8 protein-coding genes and 1 tRNA gene are annotated in these 12288 nt (G+C 69.9%); 1 reads left to right on the forward strand and 8 read right to left on the reverse strand.

What is annotated here, in order from left to right:
- Nucleotides 1-102: 102 nt before the first annotated feature.
- The 8 genes from OG440_RS11430 to OG440_RS11465 form a co-directional block, all read right to left on the reverse strand.
- Nucleotides 103-1908: a trypsin-like serine protease gene (locus OG440_RS11430; protein WP_406006734.1), complete on the reverse strand. Its 1806-nt coding sequence runs from the start codon at nt 1906-1908 to the stop codon at nt 103-105.
- A 214-nt stretch (nt 1909-2122) separates the two neighbouring features.
- Nucleotides 2123-4189 carry a transcription termination factor Rho gene (gene rho, locus OG440_RS11435; protein WP_406006735.1) on the reverse strand — a complete coding sequence of 689 codons (2067 nt, stop codon included), beginning with the start codon at nt 4187-4189 and terminating at the stop codon, nt 2123-2125.
- A gap of 405 nt (nt 4190-4594) precedes the next feature.
- Entirely contained in the window at nt 4595-5539 is a 945-nt protein-coding gene (gene thrB / locus OG440_RS11440; RefSeq protein ID WP_406006736.1) for a homoserine kinase, read from the reverse strand.
- A 339-nt stretch (nt 5540-5878) separates the two neighbouring features.
- Nucleotides 5879-6937, reverse strand: coding sequence for a threonine synthase (thrC, locus tag OG440_RS11445; protein WP_406006737.1), 1059 nt, complete (start codon nt 6935-6937; stop codon nt 5879-5881).
- 6 nt (nt 6938-6943) lie between these two features.
- Nucleotides 6944-8242, reverse strand: a complete 1299-nt coding sequence (locus OG440_RS11450; RefSeq protein WP_406011320.1) for a homoserine dehydrogenase — start codon at nt 8240-8242, stop codon at nt 6944-6946.
- A 217-nt stretch (nt 8243-8459) separates the two neighbouring features.
- Nucleotides 8460-9851: a diaminopimelate decarboxylase gene (lysA, locus tag OG440_RS11455; protein WP_406006738.1), complete on the reverse strand. Its 1392-nt coding sequence runs from the start codon at nt 9849-9851 to the stop codon at nt 8460-8462.
- Nucleotides 9852-9866: 15 nt separating this feature from the next.
- Nucleotides 9867-10919, reverse strand: coding sequence for an ArgS-related anticodon-binding protein NrtL (gene nrtL / locus OG440_RS11460; RefSeq protein WP_406006739.1), 1053 nt, complete (start codon nt 10917-10919; stop codon nt 9867-9869).
- A 535-nt stretch (nt 10920-11454) separates the two neighbouring features.
- A complete protein-coding gene (locus OG440_RS11465) occupies nt 11455-12060 on the reverse strand; it encodes a response regulator (RefSeq protein ID WP_406011321.1) in 606 nt (201 codons plus the stop codon).
- Nucleotides 12061-12124: 64 nt separating this feature from the next.
- Between OG440_RS11465 and OG440_RS11470 the strand changes: the two genes are divergently transcribed.
- A tRNA-Arg gene (locus tag OG440_RS11470) sits at nt 12125-12196 on the forward strand.
- Nucleotides 12197-12288 lie beyond the last annotated feature (92 nt).

Genomic DNA, 12288 nt, shown 5'->3' on the forward strand with positions numbered 1-12288 from the left:
AGGGTTGCACAACGCGGTGTGCCCGGTCCGCGAGGGACCGGGCACGGTGCGTGACACAGGTCAGCGGGGTCTACCCCCGCTCACCTGCGCGTTCGGCCGGACTCAGCCGAACAGGTCGTACTGCTTGTACGTCGTCCCGAGTGAGACCCTTGTGGCAAAGATCGCAGTCGTGGCCTTTCCGGTGCCCTTGTACAGGTACAGGGTGCCCGCCGGGGTGCGGGCCAGCAGGTCGGCCAGACCGTCGCCGTTGACGTCCCCGACGGCGGCGATGACGTTGTACGTCGTGTTGCTCCAGGTGGCGACCTTGATGCGGGCCGCGAAGGAGGCGGTGGCGGTGCCGTTGCCCTTGTAGAGGTAGACCGCGCCGGTGGCCTTGTCGCGGGCGATCAGGTCCGTCTTGCCGTCGAAGCTGAAGTCGCCGTGGCCGCGCACGACGTTGTACGCGTTCCAGCCCGTGCCGTTCTTGACGGGCGCGGCGAAGGCGCCGTTGCCCTTGCCCGGGTAGACCCACATGGCGCCGGCCGAGTCGACGGCGACCAGGTCCGGAAGGTAGTCGCCCGTGACATCGCCGGGGGCGAGGATCTGCGTGCGGGTCTTCCAGTTGTCGCCGATGAGCTTGTTGACCCAGGTCCCGGTGGAGGGCACCCAGTGCTTCCAGAAGACATCGCCGTCGGAGGCGCGGCGCATGATCAGGTCCTGGAAGCCGTCCCGGTCCAGGTCGGTCTGCACGACGAGGTTGTAGGCGCTCATGGAGCCCCAGGTGTCGCCACCGGCCAGAGAGGCGCCCTTGGAGTACAGGTCGCGCGCGACCTTGGTGGACGCGTTGCGCACCCACAGGTCGGCGAGGTGGTCGTAGTTGAGGTTGGTGTCGTCCATCCGCGGATAGGCGCTGGCGGCGTACGTCGAGACCTTGCTGAAGACGCTGAACGCGCCGCTCTTGACGCAGTCCTCGACGCCCCAGGAGACGACGCCGACGATGCGGTTCTCACCGGCCGCGTTCTTGACGATCAGCGGGCCGCCGGAGTCGCCGTTGCAGGCGGTGGTGGTGCCCGTGTCACTGCCGGTGGCGGGCGTGCCCGCGCACACCATGTGACCCTTGAGGTAGTCGGCTCCGTAGAAGCCCGAGCAGGCGGTGTTCGACTGGATCGGCAGCTCGGCCGTCTTCAGGGTGTCGGAGATGTCCTGCGTGGCGGAGCTGGTGCGGCCCCAGCCGTACAGCGTGGCCTTGGTGCCGGTCGCGTACGAGGCGCTGTCGGTGTTCGTGGTCATCTTGACGGGCGTGGCCGTGACCGGCGTCTCCAGCGTCAGCACGGCGATGTCGTTGTCCAGCGTCGTGTCGCTGTACGACCAGTGGTTCCACTGGCGCGATATGAGCGAGACGGTGCCGCCGTGCACGTTGCCGTCGGCGGACATCAGCTGGGTGCTGCTCGTGATGACCCAGCCGTTGGCGTACCAGTTGTAGCCCTTGACGCAGTGCGCGGCGGTCAGGATCTTCGTCGGCGAGATCACGGAGCCGCCGCAGAAGAAGCCGATGTCGTCGCTGGTGGTGTCGGTGCCCCGGTCGTCGGAGTACCAGAGCTGGGCCATCCACGGCGCGGTGGTGATCGTCGTCGTGGTGCCGCCGATGATCTTCGGATTGATCGTGCGCGGGCTCGCGCTCGCGCTCAGGGACTCCTTGGCGCTCGCCCCCGGCGTCTCGTCACCGGCGACGGCGAGAGGGGCCCGCTCCTTGAGCTCCTGGGCCGACATCGTCCTGGCGGGCGCGGGTGTCGGCGGCGTCTCCGCGGCCTCCGCCGACGACAGGAACAGCGCACCGGCGACGGCGGCGGCCAGTCCGGCCGCGGCGACGGGCAGCGCGATCCGTATCCGGCGTCTGTGCCGACCGCTCCTTGGCGTGGATGTACCCACTCGAGTCCCCCCTAGGGATCAAGAAATGCGAAGAGTCGAAGCAGCTCGAAGCAGCAGGAAGAAGTTCGAAGCAGTTCGAAGCAGTTCGATCTGAAGAAAGCGTGAAGGGCGAGATCGTATCCCGCTGTACGGCACGGCTGAGGGCCGCCCCCTGTGTGCGGGGGCGGCCCTCAGCCGTTGTTCGGCGAACCGCGTCGGACGAAGGAGTCCGTCGTCAGTCGTTGTTGCCCGTCGACGGCGTCGTCTTCTGAATCTGCATCAGGAACTCGCCGTTCGACTTCGTCTGCTTCATCTTGTCGAGGAGCAGCTCGATCGCCTGCTGCTGGTCGAGCGCGTGCAGCACCCGGCGCAGCTTCCAGGTGACGGCGAGCTCCTCGTTGCCGAGCAGGATCTCTTCCTTACGGGTACCGGACGCGTCGACGTCCACCGCGGGGAAGATGCGCTTGTCGGCGAGCTTCCGGTCGAGCTTGAGCTCCATGTTGCCGGTGCCCTTGAACTCCTCGAAGATCACCTCGTCCATGCGCGACCCGGTGTCCACCAGCGCGGTGGCGAGGATGGTCAGCGAGCCGCCGTCCTCGATGTTGCGGGCCGCACCGAAGAAGCGCTTCGGCGGGTACAGGGCGGTCGAGTCGACACCACCGGACAGGATGCGGCCGGAGGCCGGGGCGGCGAGGTTGTACGCACGGCCCAGACGCGTGATGGAGTCGAGCAGCACGACCACGTCGTGACCCAGCTCCACCAGGCGCTTGGCGCGCTCGATGGCGAGCTCGGCGACCGTGGTGTGGTCCTCGGCCGGGCGGTCGAAGGTCGAGGAGATGACCTCGCCCTTGACCGACCGCTGCATGTCGGTGACCTCTTCCGGACGCTCGTCCACCAGGACGACCATCAGGTGGCACTCGGGGTTGTTGTGCGTGATCGCGTTGGCGATCGCCTGCATGATCATGGTCTTGCCGGTCTTCGGCGGGGCCACGATCAGACCGCGCTGGCCCTTCCCGATCGGCGACACGAGGTCGATGATGCGGGTCGTCAGCACGCCCGGGTCCGTCTCCAGACGGAGGCGGTCCTGCGGGTAGAGCGGGGTCAGCTTGTTGAACTCCGGTCGCCCGCGCCCGGAGTCGGGCGCCATGCCGTTGGTGGAGTCCAGACGGACCAGCGCGTTGAACTTCTCGCGGCGCTCGCCGTCCTTGGGCTGACGGACCGCGCCGGTGACGTGGTCGCCCTTGCGCAGGCCGTTCTTGCGGACCTGGGCGAGCGAGACGTACACGTCGTTGGGGCCCGGCAGGTAACCCGACGTCCGGATGAAGGCGTAGTTGTCGAGGATGTCCAGGATGCCCGCGACGGGGATCAGGACGTCGTCGTCGGCGACCTGCGGCTCGGCGGCGCCGATCTCGTCACGCCCACGACGGCCACGACGGTCGCGGTAACGGCCGCGACGGCCACGCCGGCCATCGCCGAACTCGTCGTCGTCCTGCGGGCCGTTGTCGCGCTGCTGGCGGTCCTGACGGCCACCGCTCTGCTGCTGGCCCTGCTGCTGACCGCCCCGCTGCTGCTGGCCGCCACCCTGCTGGCCGCCACCACCCTGCTGGTCGTCGCCCTTGCGGCGGTCGCCCCGCTCACCGCGGTCGCCACGCTCACCGCGGTCACGGCCGCGCTCACGCCGGTCGCGGCGCCGGCCCTCGCCACCGTCGGCGTCGCTCTTGCCGTCGCCCTGCGGCTGCGCCTGCGCCTCGGTCTGCGCCGGGGCGGGCGTCTCGGCCTTCACGGCCGCCTTCGCATCGGCCACGACCGTCTCCGGGCTGCCCGCGTCCGCGGTGGCACGGCGGCGACGGCGCTCGGTCGGCGCGTCCTTGCCGGCCGGCTGACCGGGGATATCGATCTGCTGCTGGGCCACGGCCTTCTCGGCGGGGACCTCGGCCTTGGCGGCGTCCGCCTTCTTCTCGGCGGCCTCGTCGCCGGTGCGCGCCTTGGAGGTGGCACGGCGCTTGGGCTTGGTCTCGGCGGCGTCCGCCACAGCGGTCGTCGCGGCCTTGGGAGCGGCTGACCCGCCTCCCGCCTGCGCGTCCTTGATGACCTCGATCAGCTGGCTCTTGCGCATACGCGCCGTGCCCTTGATACCGAGGCCGGATGCGACCTGCTGAAGCTCGGCCAGCACCATGCCTTCGAGGCCGGTACCGCGGCGCCGCCGGGAGCCGGCACCGGTGGCAGGCGCGGAGGCGTCCGTGGCGGGCGCGGCAGCGGTCTCCTCGACACGTGCGCCCATCAGATCGGTGGTGTCGCTCACGAAGGGTCCTTCCCTGGAGCGGACGTCGGCCTGTCTGGCACGGCGACCGTTTGTGCTGTCCGACTTCGGTCCTTGCTGTGGCGAAGCCGGGGCGGTGGTCCGCCAAAGCGGCGGAAGAGTATTTGCTGGTGACGGCGCTACCGCGACGAGCCATGACACCCAGTGTCACGCGGCGTGGTCGCACCAATTCCGGAGCGTGCCCTGTGGACCACTCAGCGTCGCTGTACTGCGTACTGCCCAGGTACGACGTACGGAACGCAGTGCGGCTTGGGGAGCTCCCGGAAGAATGTCTGTCCCGGAGGGGGACATGAAGCACCTCGCCATGGTGGGGTCGGGTGCAGACTTGAGGTTAACACTACCGGATCCAACAAACATTCCCCCTCTCGAAATCCGGCAACCGTGCCCTTAAATGTCGCCGGAGTGGCTTTCACCAGCGGCTGCGAGCGGCAGCACGCAGGCGCCCTTCAGGTCCAGGGCCAGGCGGTTCGCGGCCCAGTCCGCGCCGGCCGAGGCCTCGATCTTGTCGGCCGTGCCCACGTCGGCGAGCGCCATCACGGTCGGTCCCGCGCCGGAGATGACGGCGGGAATCCCGTCGGCGCGCAGCCTTTCCACCAGTGCCGCGCTCTCGGGCATGGCCGGCGCGCGGTACTCCTGGTGCAGACGGTCCTCGGTGGCGGGCAGCAGCAGTTCGGGGCGCCGGGTGAGTGCCTCGACGAGCAGCGCGGCCCGGCCGGCGTTGGCTGCGGCGTCGACGTGCGGGACGGAGCGCGGGAGCAGACCGCGCGCGGTCTCGGTGAGAACCGGCTTCCCGGGTACGAAAACCACCGGAACGATGGAACCGGCGGGCTCCATCCTGATCGCCCGCGCGGCGCCCGACTCCAGCCAGGACAGGGTGAACCCGCCCAGCAGACAGGCCGCGACGTTGTCCGGGTGACCCTCGATCTCGGTCGCGAGCTCGAGCAGCGCCGCGTCGTCGAGCTTGCTCTCGCCCCCTATCGTCACCGCGCGCGCGGCGACGATGCCGGCGCAGATCGCGGCGGAGGAGGAGCCCAGGCCCCGGCCGTGCGGGATGCGGTTGGCGCAGACGATCTCCAGGCCGCGCGGCTGGCCGCCCAGGACGTCGAAGGCGGTGCGCAGGGAGCGGACGAGCAGGTGCTTCTCGTCGCGCGGCAGCGTCTCGCTGCCCTCCCCCGCGATGTCGATGTGCAGCCCGGAATCGGCCACCCGGACGACGACGTCGTCGAAGAGCCCCAGCGCGAGGCCGAAGGCGTCGAAGCCCGGGCCGAGGTTGGCACTGGTGGCGGGAACGCGCACCCGGACGGGGGCGGCGCGGAAGGCGGGACCGGCCATCTCGCGATGACTCTCCTTGAGCTGCGGGACTGTCGAATGACATTCGCTATGTACGGGAGACCTGTACGACAACCCTGGCGTCCGCGGCGCCGACGCGGCGACGTCAGGACGACGACGCGGCACTGCGGCATATGCGGAGGGCGGATTCGGTACAGCCTATCGAAGGAAGGTTCCGTGGCGACATAGGGCGCACGGGCGGCGCACGATGCGTGTCGCAAGCCCCCCGTGCACCCCTGCGCGGGAAAGCCCCCTGCGAGCCGGTTTCCGGCCCCCGTGAGTCGCCCGCACGTGACGCGCGGACGACTCACCGAAGCGGTGACTCACGGACTCACCGTACGCCTACGCGAGACCGAGACGCTCGGCCGCCGTCACCGCGTCGACCGGGACGGTGACGGGCTGCGGGGCGCCCGCGACGGCCCAGTCGGGGTCCTTCAGGCCGTTGCCGGTGACGGTGCACACGATCTTCTGCCCCGGGTCGACCTTGCCCTGCTCGGCGGCCTTCAGCAGACCGGCCACGGACGCGGCGGACGCGGGCTCCACGAAGACACCCTCCTGGGCGGCCAACAGCCGGTAGGCGCGCAGGATCTCACGGTCCGTCACCTCGTCGATGAAGCCGCCGGACTCCTCCTGCGCGGCCAGCGCGAACTTCCAGGAGGCAGGGTTGCCGATCCGGATCGCGGTGGCGATGGTCGACGGGTCCTTGACGACCTCGCCGCGCACGATCGGGGCGCTGCCCGACGCCTGGAAACCCCACATACGGGGGGTCCGTACGGCGATCTTGTCGGCGGCGTACTCCTGGTACCCCTTCCAGTACGCGGTGATGTTGCCCGCGTTGCCGACCGGCAGCACATGGATGTCGGGGGCGTCGCCGAGCATGTCCACGATCTCGAAGGCGGCCGTCTTCTGGCCCTCGATGCGCACCGGGTTCACCGAATTGACCAGCGCCACCGGGTAGTTGTCGCTCAGCGCACGGGCGAGTGTGAGGCAGTCGTCGAAGTTGCCCTCGACCTGGAGGATCTTCGCGCCGTGGACGAGGGCCTGGCCCATCTTGCCGATCGCGATCTTGCCCTGCGGGACGAGAACGGCACAGACCATGCCGGCCCGCACCGCGTAGGCGGCGGCGGACGCGGAGGTGTTGCCTGTGGAGGCGCAGATGACGGCCTGCGCGCCCTCCTCCTTGGCCCGCGTGATCGCCATGGTCATGCCGCGGTCCTTGAAGGACCCGGTGGGGTTGGCGCCCTCCACCTTGAGGTGGACCTCGCAGCCCGTGCGCTCGGAGAGCACCTGCGCGGGCACAAGGGGCGTGCCACCCTCACGGAGCGTCACGACCGGCGTGCTGTCGGATACCGGCAGCCGATCCCGGTACTCCTCGATGATTCCGCGCCACTGGTGGGTCATTGCTGGTTACTCTCCTTCAACCCGCATGATGCTGGCGACACCCCGCACGGTGTCGAGCTTGCGCAGCGCCTCGACGGTCCCGGTGAGGGAGGCGTCGGACGCGCGGTGGGTGACGACGACGAGAGAGGCCTCGCCGTCCGCTTCTGGTCGGCCTTGCTGGCGAACCGTATCGATGGACACCCCGTGCTCGGCGAACACGGTCGCCACCTGGGCCAGAACGCCCGGTTTGTCGGCGACGTCCAGACTGATGTGGTAGCGCGTGACGACATCGCCCATCGGCGACACCGGCAGGGCGGCGTACGCCGACTCGCCGGGCCCCGTTGCCCCGCTGAGCCGGTTGCGGCAGACGGCGACGAGGTCGCCGAGCACGGCGGAGGCGGTGGGGGCACCGCCGGCGCCGGGGCCGTAGAACATGAGCTGCCCGGCCGCGTCCGACTCCACGAACACGGCGTTGTAGGCGCCGCGCACGGAGGCCAGCGGGTGGGTCAGCGGGATCATCGCGGGGTGCACGCGCGCGGTGACGGACCCGCCGTCCGCGGCCCGTTCGCAGATGGCGAGCAGTTTGATGGTGCAGCCCATCTCCCTGGCGGAGGCGAAGTCGGACGCCGTCACCTCGGTCATGCCCTCGCGGTACACGTCGTCGAGGCGCACGCGCGTGTGGAACGCGATCCCGGCGAGGATGGCCGCCTTGGCGGCGGCGTCGAACGCCTCGACGTCGGCGGTGGGGTCGGCCTCGGCGTATCCCAGGGCCGTGGCCTCGTCGAGGGCCTCCTGGTACCCGGCGCCGGTGGAGTCCATCTTGTCGAGGATGAAGTTGGTGGTGCCGTTGACGATCCCGAGCACCCGGTTGACCTTGTCCCCGGCGAGGGACTCGCGAAGCGGCCGGATCAGCGGGATGGCACCGGCGACGGCGGCCTCGTAGTAGAGGTCCTCGCCGTGCTCCTCGGCGGCGGCGTGCAGCGCGGCGCCGTCCTGGGCGAGGAGCGCCTTGTTCGCGGAGACGACGGAGGCGCCGTACTCGAAGGCGGTGGTGATGAGCGTACGAGCGGGCTCGATGCCCCCGATGACCTCGACGACGACGTCGATGTCGCCGCGCTTGACGAGGGCGGTGGCGTCGGTGGTGACCAGGGCGGGGTCGATGCCCTCCCGGACCCGGGAAGGCCGCCGAACGGCCACACCGGCCAGTTCCACGGGCGCCCCGATCCGCGCGGCGAGGTCGTCGGCGTGCGTCGTCATGATGCGCGCCACCTCTGAGCCGACCACTCCACAGCCCAGCAGCGCCACCTTCAGCGGACGCGTACGCATCATCCGACCTCGTTTCCTCATACCGTCTACGGTTGTTTCCGGTTGACCCAGTCTCACTCACCGGACCGGAGTTTCTATCCCTGGTCCGGATCGTGAGACATCTATTTCATTTTCACCGGGGTGACGGACAGGAGATCTTCCGCCCTTTTCCCACCGGCGTCCGCCGACGTCAGCGGACGTCCACCGAGGAATTCCGGCGGCCGTTCGATCCCTTTTCTCAGCCCACGTCGAGCCGCAGCAGGTCCTCCTCGGTCTCCCGCCGCACGATGACCCGCGACTCCCCGTCACGCACGGCGACCACGGGCGGCCGCAGCACATGGTTGTAGTTGCTGGCCATGGACCGGCAGTACGCGCCCGTGGCGGGCACGGCGATCAGGTCACCCGGTGCCAGGTCGGAGGGCAGGAACGCGTCCTTCACGACGATGTCGCCGCTCTCGCAGTGCTTGCCGACGACCCGCGCGAGCATCGGCTCGGCGTCGGAGGTCCGGGAGACCAGCGCGACGCTGTACTCCGCGTCGTACAGCGCGGTACGGATGTTGTCCGACATGCCGCCGTCGACGGAGACGTACGTACGCAGCCCGTCGAGCGGCTTGATGGTGCCGACCTCGTAGAGGGTGAAGGCGGTCGGGCCGACGATGGCGCGCCCCGGCTCCACGGAGATACGGGGAGTGCGCAGGCGGGCGCCCTCACACTCCCGGGTGACGATCTCGGTGAGCGCCTTGGCGATCTCGTGGGGCTCGCGGGGATCGTCGTCGCTGGTGTACGCGATCCCGAGCCCGCCCCCGAGGTCGATCTCGGGCAGCTCGACACCGTGCTCGTCACGGATGTCCTTGAGCAGTCCGACGACCCGGTGGGCGGCCACCTCGAAGCCGGACATGTCGAAGATCTGCGACCCGATGTGGGAGTGCAGCCCGATGAGTTCGATCCCGTCGAGCTGAAGAGCGCGCCGGACGGCTTCCGCCGCCTGCCCTCCCGCGAGCGGAATCCCGAACTTCTGGTCCTCGTGCGCGGTGGCGATGAACTCGTGCGTATGGGCCTCGACGCCGACGGTGATACGGATCTGCACCCGCTGCCGCTTACCGAGGGACTGCGCGATATGCGCGACGCGCACGATCTCCTGGAAGGAATCGAGCACGATACGCCCGACCCCGGCCTCGATGGCGCGGTGGATCTCGTCGACGGACTTGTTGTTGCCGTGGAAGGCGATGCGGTCGGCGGGCATGCCGGCGGAGAGGGCGGTGGTGAGCTCGCCGCCCGAACAGACGTCGAGGTTGAGCCCCTCCTCGTGCAGCCACCGCACGACGGCCCGGGACAGGAACGCCTTGCCGGCGTAGAAGACGTCGGCGTCGGTCCCGAAAGCGGTACGCCAGGCGCGGGCCCGCTCCCGGAAGTCGGTCTCGTCGAGGATGTAGGCGGGCGTGCCGTGCTCCTCGGCGAGGGCGGCGACGTCCACACCGCCCACGGTCAGCACACCGTCCGTGTTACGGGTGACGGTGTGCGCCCAGACCTTCGGGTGCAGGGCGTTGAGATCGGCGGGCGGGGCGGAGTAGTGCCCCTCCGGAAGGACGTCGGCGTGACGGGGCCCGGCGGGGTGGGCGGAACGGCTCATCTTGGGCGTGCTCTTTCAGAGATGGTCGGGTGCGTCGATGCCGAGCAGGGACAGGCCACCGGCCAGCACCGTCCCGGCGGCTTCGGCGAGCGCCAGCCGGGCACGGTGGGCGGCCGAGGGTTTCTCCTCACCACGGGGCAGGACGGTGGGAAGCAGCGGAGTGACGGCCTCGGCGACGGCGACGAGATGCCGGGCGAGCCGGTCGGGAGCGTGCTGCGCCGCCACGGCGGCCAGGATGCGGGGATGGTCGGCGAGCACGATCTCGAGTTCGCCGGCGTCCGGGACCTCTCCCGGGTGGGCGTCGAAACCCAGATCGGCGGCGTTACGGCCGAGCGCCCGGATGCGGGCGTGGGCGTAACGGACCCGGAAGAGGGGATTGCCCTCCCGCTGGGACAGGTACTCGGCGGTGATCCGGGGCCGGTCGTGAGCCGCGGGATGGAGAAGCGCCCAACGACCGGCGTCACGACCGAGCGCGACGGGATCGGCCGGGCCGGCGGGAACGGGACGCACATTGACGTCGAGCGGAGCGGGCGCCTCGGGCGTCCCGAACGCGTCCACCTCGACCCCGAGCACCCCGGCCCACGCCCGCTCGGGACGCGCCGCACAGCTCGTACGGACGAGAACACCCTGCGAGCGCAGCACCCGGGCGACGGCGTCCATGACGACGACGGCGCGGACCTCGTGGGGAGCGTGCAGCTGCACGACCCGCCCGGTGGCCCGCTCGGCGAACCCGTACCTGCCCCCGCTCCCACGGATCTCCCGCACGAGCGCGACCGACGCCTCCGACCTGCGCACACTGATATTGAGAAACCCGGGCCCGGTGACGACGACGTCACTGACACCCCCGGCACCCAGCAGATAAGGCCGGAGAACCTCGGCAACCCGCCGCGACGGCTGCCCGGCCGGCCGCGCGAGCTGCAGGGCGATACCGGTCGCGTAGTCCCCACAGCCCCCGGGCCCCGGCGCGGTCACCACGGCCCGCCCCGGCACCACCACACTCAGCACCCCGTCGTCGACAGCACGACGCACCGCGCACAGCACGGTACGAGAGAGCTCGACGGGAGTCACGGGACAAGCGTAGGGGAGGAGGGGGGTGGGTAGGCGAGCCGGTTTACCAGAGGTCCGCGATGTGGACGGGGGGCGGCGGCGGGGGGCGTGCGGGTGGGGGCGTGTGGGTGGGGAGGAGAGGGGGGCGGGGGGCTCGTGGGGGGGGTTTGGGTCTGGGGGCCGCTTTCGGGCCTGGGTCTGCGGGGTGATTTTGCGCGTGGGTGCGTGGGCACCTTCGTGCGTGGGTGCGTGCGCACCTTCGTGCGTGGGTGTGTGGGTGCGTAGGTGCGTGGGTGCGTGGGTGCGTGGGTGCGTGGCAAGGATGCCGTGTCGAGGGTCCGGTCGATGGGGCCACGGGGACGGCGGCGACACGGAACGGGACCGTCAGGCGCTGCCGCACTGACTGGCGTCTGGAGTGTGGCGTCTGCGGGCTGACGACTGAGGGCTGGCGGCTGAGGGCTGGCGTCAAGGCGTCAGGGCTGTGGGGCCGTGAATGCGGTGGATGGAGGGCTGTGGGGCCGTGGGTGCGGTGGATGCGGTGGGGACGATGTCGGTGTCACTCGACCCCTGGACTCACACCACCAGTTCCCATTGCCGGGCCCACGCCCTTCCCCGCCCCTACGCCTTCACCTGTCCCGAACACGGTCCCGAGCCCTCGCTCCAGAGCCAGGCTTTGCCCACGCTCCATCAACTCCCGCACAACGGAGACGAGTTCAGCAGGATCGAAGGGTTTGGCGAGGAACGCGTCGACGCCGACCTCGAGACCGGCCTCGACCTCGTACTGCGTACAGGCACTGATGACGACCAGGGGAAGATCACGAGTCCGCGGATCGGCACGCAGTCGAGCGGCGGTACGCAACCCGTCCAACCGGGGCATGACGACATCGAGCGTCACGAGGTCGGGCTGTACCTGATGGATGACATCCAGACACTCGACACCATCGGCCGCGGTCACGACCTCGATGCCCTCCAGCTCGAGATTGACCCTGATCAGCTGCCGGATGACCTTGTTGTCGTCGACAACAAGCACCCGGCCCGAAGCGCCTGGCACAACTCGAGAGTAGGTCGGGACCGGCCACCGCGTCCGGGTTTTCCCCACTTCCACCCCGTGCGGGCGACCCACGGCCCCACAGCCCTGCCTGGACCCGCGAAACCCGTTCATGAACACCCTGAGCAAGCTGGTAGTGTTCTACCCGTCGCCGCGAGCAACACCTCACGACCGACACGCCCCCGTAGCTCAGGGGATAGAGCAACGGCCTCCGGAGCCGTGTGCGCAGGTTCGAATCCTGCCGGGGGCACCTTGTATTAGGTGCCCAAAGACCCCGTCATCAGCGGAAACGCTGAGGGTGGGGTCTTCGCGTATGTGCAGGCAGATGCCGCCGAAAGCAGC

Origin of the sequence: Streptomyces sp. NBC_00637, assembly GCF_045161545.1 — a bacterium.
In the GTDB taxonomy this organism is placed as follows: Bacteria; Actinomycetota; Actinomycetes; order Streptomycetales; family Streptomycetaceae; genus Streptomyces.